Source organism: Salinivibrio sp. SS2 (genome assembly GCF_001722075.1).
GTDB lineage: Bacteria > Pseudomonadota > Gammaproteobacteria > Enterobacterales > Vibrionaceae > Salinivibrio > Salinivibrio proteolyticus.
In genome coordinates this window covers 1-24,770 of the sequence record NZ_MEBP01000002.1, presented here as the reverse complement: position 1 = coordinate 24,770, position 24,770 = coordinate 1, and the positions used below count along the sequence as shown (strand labels likewise).

Here is a 24,770-nt window from a genome sequence, read left to right as displayed (position 1 = left end):
GAATCATGATGGCTCTCCTAATAATGCTTTACGGTGATCGGGGTAATCGGTATTTTCTGATAACCAAATGGCCAAGAAGGCGTCGGCCAATGCCTTATCGGTCAGGTTAAGTGTTAGCTGCCAGTTTTGGTCCGCGCGTTGGTAATAAAATGTACCGCCGGTCCGAGTACGGACAAAAGCGAGACGATCGTTCTCCTTGATATCGCCCCAAGCTGGCGAGATTGTTTCCAGCCACACTGCGCGTTGCGATGCAGAGAACCCAAGGTGCTGCCACTGATCGTCCGTCGCTTCCATCAGCCGTTTGTCGCTGATATCTCGAGCATAGGTAATCACCAATGCATGTGGCTGTTGTGGTTGATACTCTCCGTCAGGTGCACGCAACTCGGAGCGATAGATCGTCCACCAGCCCCATGTGAGTGTTGCCTTGCCAACTTGGGGCCAAGATTGCCATGCATTCTCCATAGTAGGAGATGCCGTCTCGGCAGAACTCGGCCACGAGAGGATTAAGGTAAGCCAGCCCACAAGCAGAATAGCTTTCATCACTCACCTCCTGAGGCCAACGTCGTTGACTGTGTTTTTTCTACCAGCCAACGTGTGAGGTGGATAAAGATCACACTGTACACCGCCCATACCGCCACCAGAACGAGACTTGTGGTGAGCCAAGGTTGCGGAAAAACAATCGCGCCAAGCCGTTCTCCAGCAACATAACTGCTCGCGCCACCCAAAGCGCCAATCAGACTCATCGCCCATAGAGAATGGGCGAGAATGATCTCACGCAACAACCAAACGAAGGCGCAGAACCCGCACCAAAGTAGACCCAGCCACACTGGCATCCACGCTGATGCAGGTTCAGTGGCAAGCCAGCCAAAATGGATTAACACGTTGTCACCGACAAGGCCTATCGGCGTTAAGGTGATGATCGCCCAAAGGACATCGCGCTGATAGACAATCGCCGCGGCAAGCATGGCGACTAGCAACCACTGGGTGCTACTTTGCCCCAACGCCGCCGTGAACCAAAACACGTTAAAAAGCAGGGAGATCACCACAAAGCGCATGATGTTAGGCCTCACGCCAAGCGGGGCGACTAAACAGCAACTGCACAGCGCTGATGGTGCGCTCGCGGAATCCCCCCTCGCAGTAGCAGAAGTAGTATCGCCACAAACGCGCAAAGCGTTCATCATAGCCAAAGGTTTGTAGCGTATCTGCGTTTTGGTTAAAGCGCTGATGCCAATCGGCGAGTGTATTGGCGTAATCGATACCAATATCTTTTAAATCACGCATCACAAAATCGGTCTGCGCGGTAAAATGATCCAGCAATACATTCACTGATGGTAAGAAGCCACCAGGAAAAATGTGCTTTTGGATAAAGTCCACATTCCGGCTGTAGTGTTCATAGCGCTGATCGGCAATAGTGATGGCTTGAATGGCCATCAGTCCCTCAGGTTTGAGTAACGATTGACACTTTTTCACAAAGGTATCGAGATACTCTTTACCTACCGCTTCGATCATTTCAATCGAAACGAGCTTATCGTACTCACCGTCAAGATCGCGGTAATCTTCTTTTAACAAGGTGATTTGGTTTTGCAGACCCGCTTGTTCGATCCGAGCTTTTGCCCAAGCATACTGCTCTTCCGAAATCGTCGTAGTGGTGACGCGGCAACCATACTCTTTGGCCGCGTAGATCGCCATTGCTCCCCAGCCCGACCCAATCTCAATTAAGTGATCCGATGGTTTGAGCTTGAGTTGCCGACAAAGGCGGTCCATTTTCTCCACTTGTGCCGCTTCCAAGCTCACGGTGTTCTCGGTATAAATAGCGCTAGAATAGAGCATCTGCTCATCAAGAAAGTGGCGGTAGAGATCATTACCCAAATCGTAATGCGCTGAAATATTTCGACGTGCGGTGTCTTTTTCATTGCGGTTTCGCCAGTGTGCCAGCTTGTTGCCAAGATTCACCAACCAACCAGTGTGTTTTTCAATGCGATCAATGGCAGGTAGGTTGCGAGCAAAGACACGGATCACATCGGTCAGATTAGGAGATTCCCACCAACCATCCACGTACGCTTCAGCGGCAGCAATACTTCCACCAGTCAACATACGTGTGTAAAAGCGCGGATCGTGGACGAGCACAGAGGCATGAAGGCTAGCTTGTGGATCACCACATTGTAAGGTTTGCCCCTGCTCGTCGACCAAAGAAATACAGGCATCTTTAACATGTGCCAGTAACGTGTAAACCAACTGCTTAGCATAATGCTCTTTGCGTGTCAGCGTGCGTTGAGTTTGAGAAACGTCCGTCGCAGACATAATTACTCCTTCTTCGCACCTGGGTGCGGATAAAACGGTGCGCCCTTTATCCATAATTTGAGCGCCTGCCAATAAATACCAATGAGAACTTTTACTGTCTCGATCGGGGTTCGGATCAATAGTTTATTGAGGGTTTGCGTGGTAAAGGGGCGCCGCTTCATGCCTAACGTGGCATCGAACTCTCGATCATCTCGGTGCGCTTCTAAATGCACATGCACACGTTCACCTAGCGGCTTGAGTCGCCAGTGATACCGTTGCTCAATCGGGTTGAATGGCGAGACATGAAAGGCTTTATCATGCTGCCAGCGCTTCCCCGCTGGTATCGCATAAAAATGCTTTTCTCCCCAAGGGGTATTGCTCACCTCAGCCAATACATACCGCCACTGATTATCTGTGTCATAGATGTAATAAAGGTTCACGGGACTAAAGTACACGCCCAAATAGCGAAGTTGGCACAATGCGTAGACTTTGCCGGCAATGCGCTCACCGGTTAGCGCATAGAGTTTATCGAGACAAGCCGCTTTGGTGTCCGACTCCCCCGCGAAATAGTCGGCATGATGAAAGGCGGCGAACCCCCACTTCCCGAGTCGAAAGCCGCGCACACGCGCCGCCAGTGTGCTTAGCTCATCCAAATCAATCAGAGGCATAAACACGGGATAGTTAAAGGCGTGTTTGATCGGCGTAAAGCGTCGGTGTCGAACTTGGCCGACATAAAGCCCGCTTTGAAGTGATTCTGCCACTGTACTCACTAACTCATTTCCTCAACTACATCGAGCGCACTGCGCACACCATCTTCATGGAAGCCGTTGTACCAGTAGGCGCCACAGAACCAGCTTCGTTGCTGGCCATTAATTCGATGGCGCTGTTGCTGCGCGGCGACGCTTTCGGTATTAAATACCGGATGCGCATACACAAACTGCCGTAAAATCTTACTCGGATCGATTCGATCCGTTTGATTTAGCGTGACACAGAAGGTTTCAGGCGCCTGAATTGACTGCAATATATTCATATTGTAGGTCAAAGCTGCAGGTTGCGTGTCTATATCTTCTGACACGGGCAGATGATAGTTCCAGCTCGCCCATGCCCCTTTGCGAGTGGGAAGTAATGAGGTATCGGTATGGAGCACCACCTCGTTATCTTGATACGGAATTGCGCCTAACACTTCACGTTCAGCCGTTGAGGGATCGGCTAGCATCGACAGGGCTTGATCGCTATGGCAAGCAAAAATGACATGATCGAACTGATACTCGCCACTCTCTGTGGTGAGCACAACGCCGTGCTGGTGACGGGTTACTTGCCTAATGGGGGTGTTTAATTGGATCTTTTCAGCAAACGCTGGGGTAAGCTTTCTAACATATTCACGCGAGCCACCCGGAATGACGTACCACTGCGGGCGATTCGTAATATCCAGCAAGCCGTGGTTTTGGAAAAAACGGAGGAAAAATGCCAGAGGAAATCCGCGCATATCTGAAAGTGTGGAGGACCATATTGCCGCCCCCATCGGTAAGATATAGTTTTGACAAAAATAGTCGCTAAATCCGTGCTGGTTAAGGAACTCCCCCAAGGTGTGCATAGCCAATGTATCTGACGCTTGGCCGCGCTGATGAGCCTCACGCGCCAAACGGTTAAAACGCATAATCTCGGCTAAGAAACGGTAAAACCGAACATTCACCACATTACGTTTTTGCGCGAACAGCGACGCTAAGCTATGTCCGTTGTATTCCAGACCATTTTCATCGTTACGCACACTAAAACTCATCTCAGAAGGCTGTCGACCTACACCGATTTCTTCCAGTAAACGTTCATAATTCGGGTAAGTACGATCGTTAAACACGATAAAGCCCGTGTCGATCGCATAGCGTCCACTCTCAACCTCTACGTCAACGGTAGCCGTGTGGCCACCGAGATAGTCGTTGGCTTCAAAGAGCTGAATGTCATGACGCTTATTTAAATAATGGGCACATGTCAGGCCCGCAATACCGGAGCCGATAATCGCAATTTTCATGCTTGTTTCCTTGTCATGCGTCGAGCAATGGCGATCTGCCATGATGTAGGGAGTAAGGCGATAATTTTCAGGAAATAGGTAAACTTACGCGGAAAGTGAACTTCTGCTTTGCGTTTCTCAAGCCCTGCTTGAATGGCCGCCGACGCTTGCTCGACAGTCACGCGCATCGGCATGGCGAAATCGTTTTTATCTGTTAGTGGCGTTTTAACAAACCCAGGCGAAATCAGTGACACTGTTACCCCTTGATGGGCGAGATCAACCGATAACGTATTGGCGAGATAGCTGATAGCAGCTTTAGACGCGCCATATGCCTCTGCGCGAGGTAAAGGCATGTAACTCGCCGAGGAACCAACGATCGCCAAATGGGTACCCGGCACAAAGCTTGCCTGCAAGGCTTCGATACAATTAAGGACGCCAAACACGTTGATATCGAATACGCGTTTAAACAAGGGTACATCGATTTTTCCGTAGTCGATGTATTCACAGGTACCAGCATTTAGGATCACCAAATCAGAGCTTGCTGATAAGGCACCGAGCGCTTGGTGGGTTTGATCCCTGTCTGTGGCATCAAACACTAACGGCTCGAGAGAAGCATGATCGCGCTGCATCGCATCTAGCTTGTCTTGGTTACGGCCACACGCAATGACGCGCCACCCTTGGCGCGCATAGTCTCGCGCTAATTGCTCGCCAATCCCCGATGTCGCGCCAGTAATCACAACCTGTTTCATTGTCCTAACCTCGCTTTTATGTAAGTGAGTAGTCGACCCATCAACGGCAAGGCCTCATAAATCATTTCGCCCATGTCAAAATAGTCGCGGTGACGACTGATTCGCCCATCCGTAAACGTCAAATGCGAGCAACCATGCACCTGTCTCGGTCTACCTTGTTGTACACGCGGATGAGAAAACGTCATGGTCCACGTCACGAAAGCATCATTGTCCCCCGCCGTGGTATGGTGAATGTCAAACTGACAGCTAGTGACGTTTTGATACAAGGAAGCAAAGTACGCTAGAAACGCAGAGAGCCCTTCAATACGGTGTGCTGGGTCGATAAACACAATGTCTGGGTGGTAAATCGTTTCAAGCGATGCCAAGTTGTCTTTACCGAGGGCCTGATAAACTTGCGCAAAGCGCGCCACCTGAGTTTGAACGCTCTCGATCTCCATTATGCAGACTCCTTGGGCTGATTTTTGGCCGCCTCAAAAATCGCTAGTGCCTGTTTGCGCTGCTTGGCATGATCAACAATCGGTTTGGGGTAATCTAATGACTGCGCATACTTTTCTGCCCACGACCAAGGTTGATGGATTTGCTTACCAGGCACCTCTTTTAGTGCCGGTAACCAACGACGTATGAAGCGGCCATCACTGTCGAAGCGCTCCCCTTGGGTTGTCGGATTAAAAATTCGAAAGTAAGGCTGTGCATCGGTGCCAACTGACGCTGACCATTGCCAACCACCGTTGTTGGACGCAAAGTCGCCGTCAATCAGCTTGGACATAAAGTAGTCCTCCCCCCAACGCCAATCGATGAGCAAGTCCTTGGTTAAAAAGCTTGCCACTATCATCCGCAGGCGGTTATGCATCCATCCGGTGGTGTTCAATTGCTGCATCGCAGCATCCACAATCGGAAAGCCGGTTTTACCTGCTTTCCACGCCTCAAAGCGTGCGTTGTCGTTATCCCACACCACAGACTCTCCCCACTCTAAAAAGCAATGCTTTTTGCTAATACTGGGGTTTTGGGCACTCACTTCTTGATAGAAATCGCGCCAGATTAGCTCTGACAACCAAGTTGCTGCGCCTGAATCGGGCTCGCGCCAGTGCGGATGCTCAGATTGCAGTCGCGCTAAGCATTGGCGAGGGGACAATGCGCCAATGGCAAGATACGGTGACAGCTGACTGGTGCCCTCAATGGCAGGGAAATCCCGGTGCGTCTTGTAATCTGCCGCTTGTTCACGGCAATAAGTGCGTAACTTATCTAAGATGGCTTTTTCCGTGGTCGGCCATGCGGAGACGGACTTGGTTGGATAGTCAAATTCAATCGGCTCAAGAGAAGCAAAAATAGCGGCTAACCGCTTATCGTCAGCACGTGGGACTGGTGCCTTAAGCGGTGACTGATCCATGCCTTCTAATGCACGTAGACAGGCTTTTTTAAATGGGGTAAAGACTTTATACGCGTCGCCTTTACCAGAACGAATCGTGCCGGGCGCAAACAGATTACGGTCATGGTAGGCGTACCAATCAATGCCCTGCGCCTCCACTTGTTGCTGTGCTTGGCGATCGCGATTTTGCTCATTCAGCTCGTATTCACGATTCACAAACACGGCGTTGATATTCAGCGAATTCGCAAGGGTTGCGACCATTTCAGACGCCTTCTTATAGTCAGCGGCTCGTGTCACCAGCAGCGGAATGTTAAGTGCTCCGAGTTCGTCACGCAGCGCCTTAAGCCTTGCTTCAATCAATCCCGCCTGAATCGGGGCCATATGGTGGGCAGCCCATTGGTCCGGTGTTTCCACAAAAAGGCCCACAACAGGCTCGTTTGCTTCGCACGCTGCATGCAGTGCACGATTGTCGAGGCAGCGCAGATCGCGTCGAAACCAAACTAAATGCATAACGGATTGTTCTCCTTGAGTTCTTTTAGCTCGTCTCCATGTACGGAGCAAATAAATGGCTGGCTCACAATGTGAATGTCAGATTGTGCGTAACACTGCCGAAGCTGGTTAAGCTGGGAACGATCGAGGCGGTGCGCAGCCATCACTGCGAGCGTGGGGATCTTTTGCTCTCGCATCACTTCGAGGATAAGGCCAAGTTGGGAATGTGGCTCACGCAAGATAGTGACGTTGTAACCTTTCTCATTCAGACGCATCGCCATCATGGTGCGCTGATAATCTTCTGTGTCAGTAAGTGTCACTAACCAACAAGGGAACTTACTGTTGCGTTTTGCGTTCGCCAACATTGCCGCTTGGCATTTTTCGATTACCGTACTGCGCCACATATCTTTCTGCAGAGAACTGATGGCACTTTGCTCCTCATCCAACCACGTATCAAGCGGCGTAAATACGTGTTCGATGAGCCAATAAAACGGATATTCTTTTAATAAGGTTTCAACGTGCTGGCCGAGTTTTTTCAGTGATAAGTCATGAATCAACTTCATCAGCTCACGGGCTAACGTGTCATCTTCGCTATCTATTTGGGTCTCGGTTTGCGACAGTAACGGTTTCACCTTGCTGATCGGGACACCTTTGTCGAGCCAGCGTAAGATCCGGCCAATCATGGCGACGTCTTCATCACTGTAAAGACGATGACCTTTCGGTGTTCTGGCCGGAGACAGCAAGCCATAACGGCGTTGCCATGCGCGCAATGTCACTGGATTAACGCCGGTACGATCAGCGACTTGGCTGATCGTCAGCGTGCTTTCGGGATTAGAGTCCATAACGTAACCTTAAGGCATCTGGATACGGCTTCAGATACGCTTGACTAGCAAGGTAATCATCTGGGTGGTTGTGCAAATGGTGAGCAATGAGGGTCAACGGCGCTAACAATGGCATAGTGCCTTGACGGTAAGCATGAATAAGATGAGTCAGCTCCGCTTTTTGGCTCTTATCGAGGTTGTTCTTAAAATAGCCTTGCAGGTGCATTAGCACATTGGTGTGCTTTTTTCGTGTCGCACGGATAGCCAACGACTGCATAAACTGCGTGCGATACTGGTGGAAGAAATCATCAATATCGTACTTCGCGATGTTCGCCATAAAACGGCCCAACTCTCGGTAACGCTCAGGCGAATGCGCCATCAACACTAATTTGTATCGTGAGTGGAATGCGACCAGCGCTTTTCTTGTCACGCCACTTTCAACACTGCGATATAAATCGTCTAACGCAAATAACCGAAACACAAAATTCTCACGCAGGATAGGGTCGTTTAATCGGCCATCTTCTTCAATCGGCAGCCACGGCATACGATCCATCAATGCTTGGGTATACAGTCCTACCCCAGAAATGTCAGAAGTGTAACCATTTTCCCGATAGACTTTGACACGCTCCATGCCACAAGTGGGCGACTTGGCACAAACGATATAGCCACGTAGTGCTTTATGGGCCAATTCATCCGCTTTTCGTTCACTAAAGGCCACCATTCTTTCGGTGTGATCTTTGCTGGCGTCTTTGGTCTCAACCAAACGAATATCGCCCACATTCCCTTTGTCTAGTAAACGAATTGTCGGTCTTGGCACCGGTAAGCCGATCGCAACCTCTGGACAAACTGGGACAAAATTAACATAGGGAGCGAGCTCTTTAGTCACAAATGGACTGCGTTTATGACCGCTATCAAAACGCACCTTTTCACCAATCACACATGCGCTAACACCAACTGGAAACGACATGCTTCACCTCTTCTTATCAAGCGGCATGAGCCGTAGAGTTGTACATTTATATTTTGTTGTACAACTCAATGTAGGCGAAGGATCACTTTTGTACAATATTTTTTATTTGTACAACTTTACTCTGGTTCTTGATATACCCTCACGCAGTCCTCTTAACAGCTGCTACGCTTTACCTATCCCTTATCAAAGAGGGAGTCTCACATTTGTCTCACTATTGATACGACTTGAGTCACTCGTGTCACATACACTTGAAGCCACCATGATATAGCTCTCACGACCATGCCCTTACAGAGAACGACACTAAACATCGATGACCGTCTCTCCATTGCGAAGCGCCCATTTCGACCTCGCGGCCGCGCTATACTCGTGATTGCGATGATCTGCTTTGCTATCCTGATTGCCACTTTTTCCTTATTTAATACCGCACAAGAACAACAACGACTGCGCACCGAGCAGCTATTAAGCGTCGAAGCAAAATCCTTTGCTGACGCGTTAACGCGTCACATGAATGCTCACCTTAATGAACTCAGTGTGCTTGCCAGCGAGATAGAAAGAAACATTCCCTCGACGTACTCGACATGGCAAGCATTAGTGCAAGCCCATCAGGGGAATGACGTTCATTTTCAAGCCTTGTTCTGGGCTGAGTCTGATCGCACGATTCGTTGGCATTACCCCCAAAGTGATGCAGAAAAGCCCGAGCAATTCCCGTTTGACGTTTTAGGAGACGGTAACGCTCAGCTTTTGCGTATGGATGTAGAGTCGCTCCATGACTGGCATATTGCACACCCTATCTATACGCAAAATCGGAATACGCCTGACTACTATCTCGGTGGTACTCTCGATATTGCAGAACATATCAGCCACCTAGCATCTGATTATCTCGATACGTTTCAGAAACTCACACTCTACGCTGCAAGTGATGGGCACGTTGTATTCGGAGACATACCGCCCAATGAAGCAGCAACAGGACAAGTTGGGCTCACGCTAACCGGCGCCAGCCCGGAATTTATCGTTACATTGTGGAACAGCCCTGAATCGGAACACTTTTTATCTTTGCCAATGCTCATTTACATCTCTGGGTTGGTCGTCACGATCTTAGTAGGTATCGCCTTGTATTTAATTGAAATCAATTTGATGGCGAGAAAAGCTGAACAAGCGACGATTACTCGACTGCAAAATGAAATCGCTCAACGCAAAGACGTTGAAAATCAGCTACATTTTATTGCTAATCATGATCCCCTGACCTATCTGCCAAATCGCCATGCACTGCTTAATCACATTCAGCACACCATTAATAAGACGCTCTCGGCAACGCGTACGCTGTCGCTGATTTGTATCGACATTGATAATATTAAGGAAATCAATGATCTTCATGGCTACCGCATTCACGATGACGTATTAACTACCATCGCCAAACGCTTACAAAATCTATTGCCTCCACAAGCTTATTTAGCCAGAACCAGTGATGAACATTTTGTCATGCTGCGCACCGATCTATCGCCGTTAGAAGCCGAGGTACACGCCAAGCAGGTGCGTTTAACTGTAGAGAAAGAATGCCACGCTCAGGGAGTGACTGTTTTACCTAGCTGCGCGATTGGTGTGGCGTATCGCTATGACACATCTATGCCGGCTCATGAGTTACTACGCCACGCCGATACCGCTGCGCATCGAGCTCGACAACTCGTGCACCACCGTGTGGTCGTATTTCAAATGGCGATGCGTGACCACCTTCAGCAAAAGCGCGACATCGAATACACCATTCGCAAAGCCATCCAAGGCAATGAATTGATGCTGCATTTTCAGCCTCAGGTTGATTTAAAAACGCAGCGTATCGTCGGCATTGAAGCCTTAGTCCGCTGGCAAGATGAAGGGGGGACTATCATTTCGCCTGACACCATCGTCCGTACTGCTGAAGATACAGGGTTGATGCAGCAACTGGGGAATTGGATCATTAACAAAGCGCTAGAGCATTATGCCATGCTACTCACCGAGGGCTGCGCACCGCCGATGCTTGCTATCAATGTCTCTGGGCATGAATTTCAAGACAGTTTTCTAGCTGATACGATTTTACAGGCCATCGAACGCCACCAAGTGCCAGCAGAGCGCGTGCAAATTGAATTGACCGAGCAAGTGTTTATTGAAAATTTGGAACAAAATCAACAGACACTGCACACACTCACCGAAGCGGGTATATCACTAGCGATTGATGATTTTGGCACCGGCTATTCATCACTGGCCTATTTGAAACATTTCCCTGTCGATACGGTTAAAATTGATCGCAGCTTTATCGACCAACTCCCCGAATGCAAAGACGATGCAGTGATTTGCCAAGCCGTGATCGGTATGGCGGATCTCTTAGGCTTGAAAGTGGTCGCAGAGGGCGTCGAACACCAAGCCCAGAAGGACTACTTAGCCCAAATCGGCTGTCGTTATATTCAAGGTCATTTGTACTATCCCGCCATGGGCGTCGATCAACTCCTTACCTTACTGAAACAGCATATTCCTTACCTACGCTACTCAAATTCATAGTCAAGCAAACGATGCATATGCCCTTTACGACTCCCATCGATGGACGTCATCACAGCCCTGACATAAGGCTTCTTTGCGCTGTTTGGGCCACTGTTTTATCTGATATTCCAACTGCATAGCGGCTTGTTTGCTCATTGCAGGAGATTGCCACACCAGAGAAAGTGGCCCTTTCCCTCGCAACGCACGCGCACCTTTGCCACTGAGGTGCTGTTGAAAGCGGCGCTCAACATCCGTCGATACGCCACAATACAAAGCATTATGCCGCGTACGAACCAAGTAAACGAACCACGACTCGCTCATCTCTCTTATTTCGATAATAGCGCGTTTAATGCCTCACGCAGGCTGGCGACCTCTTGCTCAAGCACATCAACCCGAGCTTCCAATGTATGCTGCGTCCCGTGAGATGGGGTTGGCTCCGCGGCGTTATCTGCGCTTAGCTCTAGCATTTCTGTTTCGGGTCTCATTTCGCTTTCAGCGCTCGCTTCGGTTGATTCACCAAATAAATGGATGTAGCGCGATTCCCGTTTACCCGGCTCACGTGCTAGCTTCATAATCCATTCGGCCTCTATCATGGCACTCAGCGTGCTTTCTACTTGCTGCATATCGGCAAATTCACATAACCTTTGCGTTCTTGTGCGCAGCTCACCCGCAGTCTGTGGGCCACGTAACAACAGCACGCAAATAATCGCTTTTTCTTGATCCGTAAACGTCAAATTACCGAAAGGCGTATTACAGAAACGATGCTGGTACTTGCAGACACGGCTCCCCATCCCTTCCTGTGGGCTGATAAGACGTGCATCGATAAGCGCATTCACGACGTCTAACACATCGGCGTCGGTGAGCGTATAGACAGGCTCTCGATTACTCTTTTGATTCACTGCCGTCGTGAGTGCATTTAAGGTCAGTGGATAGTAATCAGGCGTGGTCACTTCTTTTTCAAGCAAACAACCGATGACACGTTGTTGATAGGGCGTTAATAGCATTGACATGATCCATGTCCTCATCGAGATAATAATCGTGTTATAGCAAGTTGGGCATAGCCGAGCAATTGCGCTCCAACTAAGTGCTGAATAATTCGGCACAAACAGGCACACAGACTGGTATCAGGATCACATGTTAGTCAGGCTTGAGTGAAAAGATCGCAACACATAGCCTGACACCAGATGATATACTGGTAGGAAATGGATTGTGGAGTACAAACTATGGGCCTGTTTCGTTCAACCCCAAACCGTAACCTTGGTTTGTCAATCGTGGCGAAAAACTGCAAGGTTGTTGGTGACATTGAGCTTGACGGAGATATCCAAATTGATGGCTTTGGTGAAGGCAATATCACTCAGGCTAATGCCGTGGTTATCTCAGCAACCGGACACTTCCGCGGTACGATTCATGCCAAGCATATTACGATTAACGGTTTGGTTGAAGGACAATGCGAAGCCGATGCGATTGACATTCTCTCGCAAGGTAAAATGAAAGGCGTGCTCAATACCGAGCAACTCACTATTGAGAAAGGCGGTTTACTCGCAGGTGAAAACCGAGCCACCTTAGCCACCGATACCGTCGTGACACTCGACGACCAAACACGCAGTGAGCGTACAGAGAATAACGAAAAGAAAGACCGAAAAGCCGCAAGTCGCTCATAACGACGTGAGCTTAGTATAAAAAGTGAAGGAGAGTCGGTGCATGTCCGATACCAGCAGTACCAATGTGAGTTTTGATGAGTTTTCCCCAGAGCTGCAAAGCGTGATTCGCTATGAAAACGCCCCTGAGGCCATGTACACGATGATCGCCTCCGTCCATGACGCGGCAGAGCCTAGTGTTCGCGAAGCATGGGAAAAGCTCCCTGCTAGTGCGCAAAATGTGCTCGACAGCTTCGATCAGTTTCATGCTTTGGTAGCAATCAGCCAAAGTTATGTCGGGATTGATACGCTCAACGAACTGCAAAACGTCAAACTCGATGACATGTCCGAGGACGAGCAAGAGAACTACAAAGCGCAGGTACTGGACGATGTGCTTAAACGTTGCGTTAAAGACTTATCCAAGCAATTAAAACAGGCGCGTTTAAAACCCGCGCTCAAGCGCGAGTTTCAATCTATCTTTCAAGCGCAGTAATGTTCACACAGTAAGACTGTCGCACGATAGTAAGGGCCTGCATTGTACGCTGGCCCTTTTCTTTTTTAAGCACGCTTACGCTGCTGTTTTGCGCCTCGTCTGGCTCTCACAGCGTCCGCTAGCTGACGCAAAGTTAGTTCGGTGTCTTCCCAGCCAATGCACCCATCAGTGATGCTTTGTCCATAAGTGAGAGACTGGCCTTCAATCAGATCTTGGCGCCCCTCAATCAGATGACTTTCAATCATGACGCCAAAGATTGCGTCATTGCCGCCAGCAATTTGCCCCGCTACATCGTTGCAAACCTCTTTTTGCTTTTGATATTGCTTGCTGCTGTTCGCGTGACTGAAGTCGATCATTACTTTTTGGCGCAACCCGGCACCTGCAAGCGATGAACAGATCTGATCAACATCTGTTGCGCTGTAGTTAGGCGCCTTGCCGCCGCGAAGGATCAGGTGGCAATCATCGTTCCCTGCCGTTGCAACAATGGCAGAATGGCCGTATTTGGTTACCGATAAGAACTGATGCGGCGCGCTTGCTGAGCGAATAGCATCCGTCGCAATCTTAATATTGCCATCCGTACCGTTCTTAAAACCAACCGGGCACGACAAGCCTGATGCCAACTCACGGTGCACTTGAGACTCAGTGGTACGCGCACCAATAGCGCCCCAACTGATTAAATCGGCCATGTATTGCGGCGTGATCATATCGAGGAATTCGCCTGCCGCCGGTAGGCCCATATTGGCAATATCAAGGAGGAGTTCCCTTCCTAAACGCAGGCCATCGTTAATCTTGAAACTGTTGTCTAGATAAGGATCATTAATCAAGCCTTTCCAACCCACCGTCGTACGCGGCTTTTCAAAATAAACGCGCATCACCACTTCCAAATCGTCATTAAGCTCTTCTCGGAGAGCTTTGAGTTTGCTGGCATATTCTTTGGCAGCATTTGGGTCGTGAATGGAGCAAGGGCCGACTACGACCACCAATCTATCGTCTTCATCATTCAAAATATGATGAATGGATTGACGTGCGTCGACCACGGTCTTCTCTGCTATCTCTGTGGCGGGGAATTTTTCTAAAACAGCGATCGGTGGCAGCAACTCTTTGATTTGTTGAATTCTTACATCATCTGTCGGGTGTACACTCATGGGCTTGATCCTGTGCTTGCGTGCAGCTTCATCGGGCTGCTTTTTCTTCATGAGCCTTTACGCTAACGTGAACACCGCGACGGTGCAAATATTTTTTTACGAAAAAAACATAGATAATTTTAGGATTAAACTTGCAGTTTCAATTTAACCTAAAATCACATATCGAACTAACAACCTGATAAACCAAAGTTGCACAGTACGATCTATGTTCTTTAAACTAGGCTCTAATTATTAAGGAGTAACCTAGTGCACTATCTAACTAAGTTTGGCTTCATATCAGCGCTGCTGTTCTCATCAGCAGCAGGAGCGACGAATTTTAACTATAACTACCTTCAATTTGACGTCCTCTCAAACCCCGGAGGGTTAGGCGCTTCGACCAAATTCGTAATCGCTGACGGCGCTCATCTTGTCGCGAGAGGTGACTCACAGTTTGAAGGCGACTGGTTTTCCTCTGTCGGAGCTGGTTTTCATGCCCCCATCAATGACTTTGTCGATATCTACGGAGAAATTGAAGGAGCTTGGCTAAAACGCCCCGAAGCGCCCCACTATGAGACAGGTGAATTGACGACGGTTATAGGCGGGGGACTTAGAGCATGGTTAGCTCCATCTTTTGAAGCAGACACATACATAGGCTCGATTATTTTCGACAAAGATGACAGCAAGAGCATTGTCGAGTTTGGCGGTCGCTTTCATTCAACAGAGACACTTTCACTGGGTGCGACGTGGCGGGCAAACGGTCTTGAAGAAAATAGGTTGATTTTTTCAGTCAGATACCTGTATTAATAGGCCACGGTCATCCACCCTATTCTTTCCTACTCTGGGTGACCGTGTCAGTGTGACCTCTCTCACTGGCTTTATCGCTATATTAAACTAACTTTATGTGAGATACGTATGCCATCTACGAAGGTGGTGTGTGTCTTGTGTGCGTGGTGATAAAACCCATGTCAGGACGTTCGCCGTCATTGTGCGTGGGAACTGTCGGAGGGTAAAACGATGGTGATGACTCAACGTATTGATGAATTTGAAAGAAAAATTCAAGAGGCCTATCAAGAAGGTAATATCGAAACCGCACATCGCTTGGAAGAGCAAGTGTCGATGTTACGTCGACGGCTTACAAAACCGGCTGCGGATTTTAAAGCCGCGAGCCAAGTTGAAGATTTTCATGAGGTAGCAGACGGCGATTACTACGACAACTAACCTCACTTCCCTCTTCAGTACGCGCCTATTCGGTGCGCGATAAATAACAAAGCCTTCTCGAAAGAGAAGGCTTTTTTACTGACAGAATGAGGTTTTAAAGGGCCTAGTCAGCAAGTTATCTCGTGAGGCGCTTATTGCGCGGCACGTTCGCGGCGCACAATCCACGCAGCAGCAGTGATAAAAGCAACGACCAATGCAGTTTCCACAGCGTTTCCTATTAATAGTTAATGAATCTTGTATGCAGCCGTCAACTGCACACGCCAACCCGCATTTGCTTAACCATCAAGCAACGATTGCTGCACAGTGTACGTAATATGTAATTAAATTGCTGCAAAAAAGCACAGTTTCACCAAAGAAAAGAGAGATTTTTGGGCATCATAGCGTTAAGCAAAACAAAGTTTCATTGGTGTACAAAATTTAGTGATATACAGCGAATATCTTCCTGATGGTAGCTAGCCGCCGGCATAATAGATAAAACAAAGGAGGGATACCCCTACTTTTATTCGATAAACGGTATTTTGCCCTATTCTGGTTTAGGTTTTTTCCGCATCATGGGCATATCGCCAGCAGGCACATTGTTATAAAAGCTCTTATCGCGTTTCTTGGGCGCTTTCGGCTTCGCCTTTTGAGTTGGCTTTTTACGTTTCGCAGGCCCTTTCGACTGAGGTTTGGCCGACTTTTTCTCTTTGAAACCTTTAAATTTACCCGTTAGGCCCTCAATCGCAGTGAAAGATAAGCTCAAACGCAAAAACGCTTCAATATTCTTAAAGCTTCGCCAGTCTTTCGGGCCAACCAATGAATAAGCCAAACCTTGATGCCCAGCTCGCCCTGTACGCCCCACACGGTGAATATATTCTTCCGCATGCTTCGGTAAATCAAAGTTGATCACCATAGAAACGTTAAGCAAGTCCAGCCCCCGAGATGCTACATCCGTAGTGACCAACACATCATGAATGCCGCGCTCAAATTCATCCATAATGCGATTACGAGATGACTGGTTGAGCTCACCGCTCAAGGCAATAGCTTTATAGCCGGCTTGATTGAACCGCTCTGCGAGACGCTCAGTGTCTGCGCGCGTTGCGGTAAAGACCATCACCTGTTTATGGGTATTGGCTTCCATTAAGTGATCCAATAGCGCATGCTTGTGATCAAGATGATCACTCAGTACAAAATGCTGTTCAATGTCACTATGTAGCGTATGCGTTTCTCCCGCCGCAATGCGTTTGGGGGACTTAAGCAACCCTGCAGCCATGTCTGTCACTTGCTGATGGTCCAGCGTCGCAGAAAACATGAGCGTTTGGCGTAAACGATGATTGGCTTGCTCGTTAATGGCATCTAATTGCGCCTTGAAGCCAAGATCGAGCATACGATCGGCTTCATCAAGGATCAGCATTTCCAATCCAGCTAACGACAAGTGATGCTGTTTAAGATGATCGGCAAGACGTCCGGGTGTGGCCACAACGAAAGTGGGTGATTGACGGAAAACTTTCGCTTGTTCGTTAAAGTTTTCACCCCCCAATACCAATGCGGCTTTATGGGGTGTACCACTGGTCAGCATACGCAATTGCCCATACACTTGCTTTGCCAATTCTCGTGTTGGCGCGAGCACCAAAACACGTGGGTCACGACGACTGAGAGCTTTAGTACGTAGCACGCGCTGCATCGCCGGCAATAAAAAAGCCAGCGTTTTCCCTGAGCCCGTTTTTGAGGAGGCCAAAAGATCCTTCCCGGCCATAACAACAGGAATCGCCTGTCGCTGGATATCGGTTGGCTTTTCAAATCCACGGTGGGCAATGAGCGACAGTAAACGTCTATCTAATCCCAGATCGTCAAATTGCAAGGTATTACTCCAATGGTATTTCTATGACAAAGCGCGCAGTAGCGCCATTTAAGGTCGCGAATGCTACCATACTTTACACCAAAACACTGCACTAAAAACGGGTGCAACACGCGTTGAGGATAGGATGAAAGAGACGATTTACCACCAATGGAAACGCTTGTCGTTGGTAGAGGCACAAACCGTATTGCCTGATGGACGCAATCATCGGCATCATGTGATTCGTCATCCAGGCGCAGCGGTCATTTTACCCATACTCGAGGATGGTCGCCTTGTATTGCTCAATCAATTTCGACCCGCTGTTAATCAATGGTTGCTAGAAGCACCCGCCGGGACGTTAGAGGGTGATGAATGCTCACTGGAAGGTGCAAAGCGTGAGCTTGAAGAGGAAACGGGCTACCAAGCCACTTCGTGGCAGTCGTTGGGTTCTGCGCTCCCCGTGCCCGGATTTTGTGATGAAGTCCAGTACTTCTATCTGGCTTCTGGCCTCACCCAGACTGAAATGAATCTGGATGATGATGAGTTTATCCAACTCCGTCTGATGACCGTGGCCGAGGCAAGAGCACGCATTGCGTCAGGAGAGATAAACGACAATAAGACCGTTGCCCTTATTGCACGTGCTGATTATCAAGGTTTACTGCCACAGCCTCAATCTTAGCTACCCACTCCGCATTGTTGTTAATGAAATGTTGACGCCGCAGTGCAGCAACGAGTAGCTTGAACAGGTATGACCAGATTAACAAGGAGTGTGTATGTTTTCTTCCCCTTTGGCTCGTGCTAATCAGCACCTTTCGCTGTTTGGGTTTCTCAAAGTTCCCATGATTGGTTGGTGTCGACCCAAAATTCTTGCCATTGACGATCAGCACGTACAAATGAGAATCCCATTAGGACGCCGGACTAAAAACCACCTAAACAGCATGTATTTTGGCGCGCTAGCGGTAGGTGCCGATGTGGCAGGCGGTTTTCTTGCCATGGCGATGGCCGAGCAACACGGGATTAAAATCAGTCTCGCTTTCAAAGCCGTCACGGCAGATTTTCATAAGCGACCAGAAGACGATGTGATTTTTACCTGCCTCGATGGGCAAAAAATCCAAGCCATGATCCGCGAAACCATCGAAACCGGTGAGCGTGTCAACCAGCCTGTCACCATTGTGGCGACCTGCCCCACGCTTCATGGCGATGAGCCCATGGCCACTTTCGAGTTAACCCTATCCCTCAAACAAATCAGCTAGTTTCTCTCTATGGTGTAAAGCAGCCTTACCGTTTCGGTAAGCTGCTTTACCATGCCAACTCAACCTCTTACGCTCTCTTTTTGGCAATCAAACAGTTACATTTAGCATCCGGTTTGAGTGTGACTGATCTATAAAAGTCTTACTCAGCATATTGACATTTAACTATCGCGCTTCTGATGACCCTTAGCGACGTAATTCACCGAGTTATTTACTGTTTTTGTGGATAGTTCTGCAATTATCCACAGCCTCAACCTTGAGACACTGACATAAAAAAAGCACCGCGGTTGCGGTGCTTCGTCGTATCAGGCATTACGGTGATAATGGATTTGATAAAAAATCCGGTACAGTACAGGCACCACAATCAGTGTTAGCACGGTCGCAAAGCCCAATCCAAACATGATAGTCACTGCCATTGGGCGGAAAAATACATCCGGTAACAACGGCAGCATCCCTAAAATGGTCGTCACCGCAGCCATGCAGACCGGACGAACACGACTTACTGCCGCGTCCACTACCGCTTGGTAGCGCTGTTTGCCACTGGCAACCTCTAAATTGATTTGGTCAATCAATACAATCCCATTTTTCAGCAGCATACCACTTAGGCTCAAGAAGCCGAGTAATGCCATAAAGCCAAACGGCGTATTCAGTAAGAGCAGACCCGTGGTCACCCCAACGACTGCAAGCGGCACGGTTAACCAAACAATTAACGACTCTTTCACCGAGTTAAATAGCAGTATGGTTACCAAGAACATAAAGAGGTAACCCAGAGGCATAATACTAAACAGCCCTTCTTTCGCTTCTGTGGATGACTCATGCTCACCGCCCCATTCAATGCGGTAGCCCTCTGGAAGAGGAATCGACTCGATATCACTGCGGACCCGCGTCAATAGCGTCGCCGCGGTGACACCACCGAGCGGATCGGGATCAGCCATCACTGTCAGCATGCGTTTGCGATTTTTACGCATGATGATGGGGTCTTCCCAACGCAGGTCATAGTCGAGGATCACCTGTTGCAAAGGAATATAATCTTTCAGCACAGGGCTCCAGATCTTCATCCCTTCGAGGGTATTAATATTGACGCGCTCCTCATCCGGCAAGCGGGCTACAATGGGCATTAAATTGGTGCCATCACGATACACGCCAATACGTTTGCCACTGAAGGTCATGGTCAAAAGGTCGTCCACGTCTTTTTTCGTAATCCCGTAGCGACGCGCTTGGCTCTCGTTAAACTCAGGTTCGAGCACTTTAGTGCGTTCGCGCCAGTCATGACGAATATTGACGGCGTCTGGATCTTGATGAAGACGCGCTTCTACCTGCTTAGCAATAGCTCGTAGTTCCGTCGGCTCAGGTCCGATGATCCGCGCTTCAATTTTTGACCCCGAAGCCGGCCCTAAAGTGATCGGTTTGAGCTTAAGTTGAACATTCGGATATTGCTGCTGAATATGTGTACGTACCAGTCCCATCGTGGGTTTTACATGGGCATACTCATCCACACGGACGATCAGCTCACCGTACGCGGCGTAAGTTTTCTCTGGTGAATAGGTCAACATAAAGCGCTGAGACCCTTTCCCAGCACTGGTCGATACATAGCTCACGCCCTCTTGTTCACTCAACCAGCTTGAGACATCATCCAAAGTGCCTTGAGTCGCCCGAATATCTGTCCCTTCAGGCAGCCATAAATCCACCATGAACATCGGTGTGGTCGAGTCAGGGAAGAAGGATTGTTTCAGGTGGCTAAACCCGTAAATACTGGCTCCCAGCGCAATGACCATGACTAGCAGTGTCAGATAGGCATGATGCATACAAAACGATAAGAATCGTTTATAGATCACAAACAGCACGCCATTGTAGGGGTCCGATTGCTCATCACCCTCGGAGACGGTGGTTTCTTTGAAAAACATGCTGGCAAAAAAGGGCGTCAGCGTAATGGCCGTAAACCAGCTGAGCATCAAGGAGATCAGCAGAACCGTAAACAAGGTGCCGCAATACTCACCGGTTGCATCTTCAGATAAGCCAATCGGCGCAAACGCTGTTACCGCAATCACGGTCGCCCCCAACAAAGGCCACTTGGTTTGAGTGACAATATCGTGCGCGGCCTGCATTCGCGTTCGGCCACGCTTTAAGCCGACTAATATGCCCTCGACCACCACAATCGCATTATCCACCAGCATACCAAGCGCAATGACCAAGGCACCGAGTGAAACACGCTGTAAATTAATATCGAAGTAGCGCATAAACACGAACGTGCCTAGCACAGTTAGCAACAACACCAAGCCAATTAAAAGGCCCGAGCGCAGTCCCATAAAAAAGAGCAACACGATAATAACGATCGCCACCGCTTGCCCAAGACTAGACACAAAACCGCTGACCGAGTTGTCGACTTCATCGGGCTGGTTATACACATGATGCACTTGAATACCAACCGGCTGATTATCATTGAGCTCCGCCAAACGTTTATCGACGTTCTGGCCAACTTCAACCACATTGACACCATCAGCAAAAGAAATACCGACTTGCAACGCCTGCTTACCGTTATACGACAGGACTTGGCTAGGTACTTCTTGGTATCCCCGTTTTACATCCGCAACGTCGCGTAGGTAAATCAGGCCTTGTGAGCCCGCTTCGGTGAGGATTAGGTTGCCCAATTCATCCACAGACGAAAACTCGCCGGTGGGGTGAATGCGAATATACTCATCCCCCACTCGCACAGCGCCCGCATTGCTCACTAAGTTTTGGGTTGCCAGCAGGTTAAATAAGGTATTAGGAGAGATACCCAAGCTGCTCAAGCGCTGAATCGACACTTCGATAAAGACTTGTTCCTGTTGCGCACCGGTCACTTGTACTTTGCCCACCCCTTGGACTAATTCAAGCTCACGACGCAAATAATCCACATAGTCTTTAAGCTCGCTGTAGCTATATCCGTCACCGGTTATCGCCAATAAAATCCCATACACATCACCAAAGTCATCCATCACTTGTGGCGGGTTCACGCCGGGAGGGAGTTGTCCCCGCGCATCGTTCACTTTTCGGCGTAGCTCATCCCATATCTGGGGAAGGTCATCCGAACGATATTTGGGTTTCATTTTAACCGTGATCTGGGAGAGGCCACGACTGGAAATAGAGCGAACTTCATCGACATAGGTAAGCTGTTGAACCGCTTTTTCGAGCCGATAAGTGACCTCTTCTTCAACCTGCTGCGGCGTTGCACCAGGGTAGCTGGTGATGACCATTGCATCTTTAATGGTAAAAGCCGGATCCTCTAAGCGCCCTAGCCCCAAAAAAGCAATCGTCCCCCCAATCAAAAAGATCAGCGTAATCATCCAACTGATGACTTTATTTTGAATAAAATAGCCTGCCACGCCTTGCTTCATGATCTCTTTTCCTCTTTTGACGCGAGCTGTACGGTTTGTCCGTCGGCCAGTTGATTCGCGCCGTCAACAACAATGCGATCGCCCTGTTTCAATCCTTCAACCACTTCAATCCGATGACCATGGATGCGCCCCATCTCAATCTGTTGCTTGTGCACGGTGTTGTCTTTAGCATTCAAGAGCCACACATAACTGTGCTCGCGATCAAGCGGGTCACCATCTTGGTTAAACACCGCTTCTATCGGTATAGAGAGCCCAGTACGGGTTAGCTGCAAGCCTTGACGAGAAATACTGACTTGAACGGGCATACCATCGAGAATGAATTGTTGCTCTGGCATCGGCATCGTTAAGGTCACCACAAAGGCACCGCTTTGCGGATCTGGCTCGGCGGTATATTCGTCGATCGACGCCTTGAAGGTATTGCCTTGTTGGGTAATCACTTCGGGGACCAATCGCGTTTGCACCGATTGCGTGTTCACACCCGCATTGCGACTAAACAAAATATCAGGGACTTGAATGCGAATGTCGGCACGTGTGGCATCGTGGATATTCATGATCGCTTGCCCCGGCGCAATGGTTTCAAATGGCTCTACACTGACACGAGAGATGACACCATTTTCCGGTGCTTTAAGCTCAACGTAGGATAAATGCAGCTTCGCCAGCGCCAACTCTGCTTGCGCAATTTCGCGCTGTGCTTTTAGCTCATCAAATTGTGATTGAGCCAGCATACCCTGCTCGACCAAAGGTGCCGAGCGACGATATTGAGCATCCGCGACATCAAAGCGCGCACTGGCGTTCTCAACCGCTAAGCGATAGTCCGTAGGTTCAAGTCGCGCCAGCACATCGCCTTTCTTGACCAGATCCCCCGCTTTTACGTTAATTTGCTGCACCTCGCCAGGCACCCGAAACGCTAACGTTGCCTTGTCTGCCGCAGCAGCTACCGCGGGGAAGGTAATGCGCTCATCTTGTTGCTGATGGTGTACCGTAAAGGTTGTCACCACTGGCGTTGCTACCTCGCGAGGAGTCGACTCAGGCTGGCACGCCGAGAGGAGCATCACACAGCCTCCGATACCCAAGAGTTTTACGACTGATTTCATAGTCCACGCTCCTTCACCCAAGCTCGTACCCGATCGCCCTCTTGAAGCGCACCCGCACCGGTCGCAACAATCACATCGCCATTTTCAAGGCCATCACTCACTTTGCCATCCTCTAAACGAATGGGCGTGAAAGACACAACACCTTGCGGATCAACTCGCCAAACACCAAGGTCTTCTCCTTTCGTGATCAGTGCTGAGTCAGGAATGGAAGTCTGTGCATCTGTCGGTATAGTGACACTCACCTTCGCTGCCATGCCCGGTAATACATTCACTGCTTGTGGCCGCATTAAGCTCACCGTGACCCGATAGGACGCTGTTTTCGTGTCCGCTTCTGTATCCATCTCTTTAAACTGGGCAGGAAAACGACGTTCGCCATACGTGTCAAACGTTACAAATGGCGTGAGCTGCTTGGCTTGTTGGCTAAAGTAATGAAAGTATCGTTCAGGTAACTGAAAGCTGACGTTAATGATATCTTTCGACTGAATGTGGAGGATAGGCTCTTGAGCTCGGGCAAACTCATTGACTTCTTTCATGCGCAAAGACACGGTTCCTGAATATGGCGCTTTTAGCTGCGTATAATTCACGTTCGCCTGTGCTTGCTCTAAACCAGCAGCAGCCTCACTCAACGCCGAGCGCGCTTCATCAAAGCGCTGCTCGGATATGACTTTGTCATTGTGTAGACGATCTGCGCGATTGAACTGCACCTGAGCCAGTTGATACTGCGCTTTGGCCTTGTCTAGCTGCAGGCGATATTGTTGGCCATCCAGCTCCGCTAAGGTATCTCCCTGATTGACATCCATACCTGCTTTCACCGGCATGCTCTCAATCACGCCTGAGACGCGAAAGGAGAGCAACGCCTTATCATCGGCTTCAACTTGGGCGGGAAATTGACGGGTAATCCCTTCATGACCCATCACTACCGTTAATAACTTTGCGGGTCGAGATGGTGTATCGGATGGTGCAGAGGTCGCCTTTTCACCACAGCCGCTAAGCAGTAAGGTGACGGCGCAAACCAGCACAGCACTTTTGTTCATCTGCCTTTCCTCACAACAAAACCTAGTACTCGACTAAATAGTCAAGCACTAGGTGTTTGATTGGTCTTTAATTTTTAATCTAATTTGACACTATACCCATGCTAACGAGCGTGACAGGATGTATCAAGGTGTTTCCGGTAGGCCAGAGACCTGCTCAACAATAGCTTGGGTGTGTTCACGAATTGTCGGTAAATACGTTTTGAGTGTTTCAGTATCTTCCGCGGGTGATTTTTCAAGTTCTAAACAGATCCCTGAAAGCGTATTCGCACCAATCATCGCCGCCGCACCTTTCATCTTATGAGCGAGCTTCTTAACAGCAGCGACATCTTGCTCATCGAACGCCACTTCCATTTTTTCTAAGTCATTGGTCTGATTATTCACGTACTTGTCAAGGATCATTTTCACCAGATCCATGCTATCGCCCACCTGTTCTTTGACATGAGCAATATCGACGGGAGACTCAGTGGATTCCATGGTTGCCGCTCCATTCACATGATCATCGGGGTCAGGTTCAATACCTGTATTTGTGTCTGTGTCTGTGTCTG

General features: G+C 49.0%; 25 protein-coding genes. 7 read left to right on the top strand and 18 right to left on the bottom strand.

Annotated features, from left to right (window positions below; translation table 11 throughout):
• Nucleotides 1–3: 3 nt before the first annotated feature.
• From BGK46_RS00240 to BGK46_RS00195, 10 genes are read right to left on the bottom strand one after another with little or no spacing between them, the layout of a single operon-like run.
• Complete coding sequence (locus BGK46_RS00240) at nucleotides 4–540, bottom strand: hypothetical protein (protein ID WP_084781166.1); 537 nt, start codon at nucleotides 538–540, stop codon at nucleotides 4–6.
• A complete protein-coding gene (locus BGK46_RS00235; RefSeq protein WP_069586458.1) occupies nucleotides 540–1,055 on the bottom strand; it encodes a DUF2878 domain-containing protein in 516 nt (171 codons plus the stop codon). Before BGK46_RS00235 ends, BGK46_RS00240 begins: the two co-directional genes overlap by 1 nt.
• A gap of 4 nt (nucleotides 1,056–1,059) precedes the next feature.
• Nucleotides 1,060–2,301: an SAM-dependent methyltransferase gene (locus BGK46_RS00230; protein ID WP_069586457.1), complete on the bottom strand. Its 1,242-nt coding sequence runs from the start codon at nucleotides 2,299–2,301 to the stop codon at nucleotides 1,060–1,062.
• Between the two features lie 2 nt (nucleotides 2,302–2,303).
• Complete coding sequence (locus BGK46_RS00225) at nucleotides 2,304–3,041, bottom strand: DUF1365 domain-containing protein (protein WP_069586477.1); 738 nt, start codon at nucleotides 3,039–3,041, stop codon at nucleotides 2,304–2,306.
• A gap of 8 nt (nucleotides 3,042–3,049) precedes the next feature.
• A complete protein-coding gene (locus BGK46_RS00220; RefSeq protein ID WP_069586456.1) occupies nucleotides 3,050–4,306 on the bottom strand; it encodes an NAD(P)/FAD-dependent oxidoreductase in 1,257 nt (418 codons plus the stop codon).
• Nucleotides 4,303–5,034 (bottom strand): SDR family NAD(P)-dependent oxidoreductase, encoded by a 732-nt coding sequence (locus tag BGK46_RS00215; RefSeq protein WP_069586455.1) that lies wholly within the window; start codon nucleotides 5,032–5,034, stop codon nucleotides 4,303–4,305. Before BGK46_RS00215 ends, BGK46_RS00220 begins: the two co-directional genes overlap by 4 nt.
• A complete protein-coding gene (locus BGK46_RS00210) occupies nucleotides 5,031–5,471 on the bottom strand; it encodes a nuclear transport factor 2 family protein (RefSeq protein WP_069586454.1) in 441 nt (146 codons plus the stop codon). The genes BGK46_RS00215 and BGK46_RS00210 overlap by 4 nt, the downstream gene beginning before the upstream one ends.
• Complete coding sequence (phrB, locus tag BGK46_RS00205) at nucleotides 5,471–6,910, bottom strand: deoxyribodipyrimidine photo-lyase (RefSeq protein WP_069586453.1); 1,440 nt, start codon at nucleotides 6,908–6,910, stop codon at nucleotides 5,471–5,473. Before phrB ends, BGK46_RS00210 begins: the two co-directional genes overlap by 1 nt.
• Nucleotides 6,901–7,731, bottom strand: coding sequence for a MerR family transcriptional regulator (locus BGK46_RS00200; protein WP_069586452.1), 831 nt, complete (start codon nucleotides 7,729–7,731; stop codon nucleotides 6,901–6,903). The genes phrB and BGK46_RS00200 overlap by 10 nt, the downstream gene beginning before the upstream one ends.
• Nucleotides 7,721–8,677 carry a YbgA family protein gene (locus BGK46_RS00195; RefSeq protein WP_069586451.1) on the bottom strand — a complete coding sequence of 319 codons (957 nt, stop codon included), beginning with the start codon at nucleotides 8,675–8,677 and terminating at the stop codon, nucleotides 7,721–7,723. The genes BGK46_RS00200 and BGK46_RS00195 overlap by 11 nt, the downstream gene beginning before the upstream one ends.
• Nucleotides 8,678–8,956: 279 nt before the next feature.
• On the opposite strand from BGK46_RS00195, the gene BGK46_RS00190 reads away from it, so the two are divergent.
• Complete coding sequence (locus BGK46_RS00190; protein ID WP_084781164.1) at nucleotides 8,957–11,206, top strand: putative bifunctional diguanylate cyclase/phosphodiesterase; 2,250 nt, start codon at nucleotides 8,957–8,959, stop codon at nucleotides 11,204–11,206.
• Between the two features lie 24 nt (nucleotides 11,207–11,230).
• On the opposite strand, the gene BGK46_RS00185 is transcribed toward BGK46_RS00190, so the two are convergent.
• Both BGK46_RS00185 and BGK46_RS00180 read right to left on the bottom strand, forming a co-directional pair.
• Nucleotides 11,231–11,506: a GIY-YIG nuclease family protein gene (locus BGK46_RS00185; RefSeq protein ID WP_069586450.1), complete on the bottom strand. Its 276-nt coding sequence runs from the start codon at nucleotides 11,504–11,506 to the stop codon at nucleotides 11,231–11,233.
• A 5-nt stretch (nucleotides 11,507–11,511) separates the two neighbouring features.
• Nucleotides 11,512–12,195 carry a YceH family protein gene (locus tag BGK46_RS00180; protein WP_069586449.1) on the bottom strand — a complete coding sequence of 228 codons (684 nt, stop codon included), beginning with the start codon at nucleotides 12,193–12,195 and terminating at the stop codon, nucleotides 11,512–11,514.
• A 213-nt stretch (nucleotides 12,196–12,408) separates the two neighbouring features.
• Here BGK46_RS00180 and BGK46_RS00175 point away from each other — a divergent pair, with 213 nt between their 5' ends.
• Nucleotides 12,409–12,846, top strand: coding sequence for a bactofilin family protein (locus BGK46_RS00175; protein ID WP_069586448.1), 438 nt, complete (start codon nucleotides 12,409–12,411; stop codon nucleotides 12,844–12,846).
• A 40-nt stretch (nucleotides 12,847–12,886) separates the two neighbouring features.
• The gene (locus BGK46_RS00170; RefSeq protein WP_069586447.1) at nucleotides 12,887–13,315 is read left to right on the top strand and encodes a DUF3069 domain-containing protein; all 429 of its coding nucleotides are present in this window, start codon (nucleotides 12,887–12,889) and stop codon (nucleotides 13,313–13,315) included.
• Between the two features lie 65 nt (nucleotides 13,316–13,380).
• Here BGK46_RS00170 and aroG read toward each other — a convergent pair whose 3' ends face one another.
• Entirely contained in the window at nucleotides 13,381–14,460 is a 1,080-nt protein-coding gene (gene aroG / locus BGK46_RS00165) for a 3-deoxy-7-phosphoheptulonate synthase AroG (RefSeq protein WP_069586475.1), read from the bottom strand.
• A 246-nt stretch (nucleotides 14,461–14,706) separates the two neighbouring features.
• Between aroG and BGK46_RS00160 the strand changes: the two genes are divergently transcribed.
• Both BGK46_RS00160 and BGK46_RS00155 read left to right on the top strand, forming a co-directional pair.
• Complete coding sequence (locus tag BGK46_RS00160) at nucleotides 14,707–15,243, top strand: hypothetical protein (protein WP_069586446.1); 537 nt, start codon at nucleotides 14,707–14,709, stop codon at nucleotides 15,241–15,243.
• A gap of 216 nt (nucleotides 15,244–15,459) precedes the next feature.
• Complete coding sequence (locus BGK46_RS00155; protein WP_131825065.1) at nucleotides 15,460–15,657, top strand: hypothetical protein; 198 nt, start codon at nucleotides 15,460–15,462, stop codon at nucleotides 15,655–15,657.
• 523 nt (nucleotides 15,658–16,180) lie between these two features.
• On the opposite strand, the gene BGK46_RS00150 is transcribed toward BGK46_RS00155, so the two are convergent.
• Nucleotides 16,181–17,497, bottom strand: coding sequence for a DEAD/DEAH box helicase (locus BGK46_RS00150; protein WP_069586444.1), 1,317 nt, complete (start codon nucleotides 17,495–17,497; stop codon nucleotides 16,181–16,183).
• A 124-nt stretch (nucleotides 17,498–17,621) separates the two neighbouring features.
• On the opposite strand from BGK46_RS00150, the gene BGK46_RS00145 reads away from it, so the two are divergent.
• Complete coding sequence (locus tag BGK46_RS00145) at nucleotides 17,622–18,152, top strand: NUDIX hydrolase (RefSeq protein ID WP_069586443.1); 531 nt, start codon at nucleotides 17,622–17,624, stop codon at nucleotides 18,150–18,152.
• A gap of 94 nt (nucleotides 18,153–18,246) precedes the next feature.
• Nucleotides 18,247–18,726 carry a PaaI family thioesterase gene (locus tag BGK46_RS00140; protein ID WP_069586442.1) on the top strand — a complete coding sequence of 160 codons (480 nt, stop codon included), beginning with the start codon at nucleotides 18,247–18,249 and terminating at the stop codon, nucleotides 18,724–18,726.
• 302 nt (nucleotides 18,727–19,028) lie between these two features.
• On the opposite strand, the gene BGK46_RS00135 is transcribed toward BGK46_RS00140, so the two are convergent.
• The 4 genes from BGK46_RS00135 to BGK46_RS00120 form a co-directional block, all read right to left on the bottom strand.
• Complete coding sequence (locus tag BGK46_RS00135) at nucleotides 19,029–22,097, bottom strand: efflux RND transporter permease subunit (RefSeq protein WP_069586441.1); 3,069 nt, start codon at nucleotides 22,095–22,097, stop codon at nucleotides 19,029–19,031.
• A complete protein-coding gene (locus BGK46_RS00130) occupies nucleotides 22,094–23,191 on the bottom strand; it encodes an efflux RND transporter periplasmic adaptor subunit (protein ID WP_069586440.1) in 1,098 nt (365 codons plus the stop codon). Before BGK46_RS00130 ends, BGK46_RS00135 begins: the two co-directional genes overlap by 4 nt.
• Entirely contained in the window at nucleotides 23,188–24,225 is a 1,038-nt protein-coding gene (locus tag BGK46_RS00125; RefSeq protein WP_069586439.1) for an efflux RND transporter periplasmic adaptor subunit, read from the bottom strand. Before BGK46_RS00125 ends, BGK46_RS00130 begins: the two co-directional genes overlap by 4 nt.
• 123 nt (nucleotides 24,226–24,348) lie before the next feature.
• Nucleotides 24,349–24,770: Hpt domain-containing protein (locus BGK46_RS00120; RefSeq protein ID WP_217492710.1), on the bottom strand; the 422-nt coding region annotated here is incomplete at its 5' end.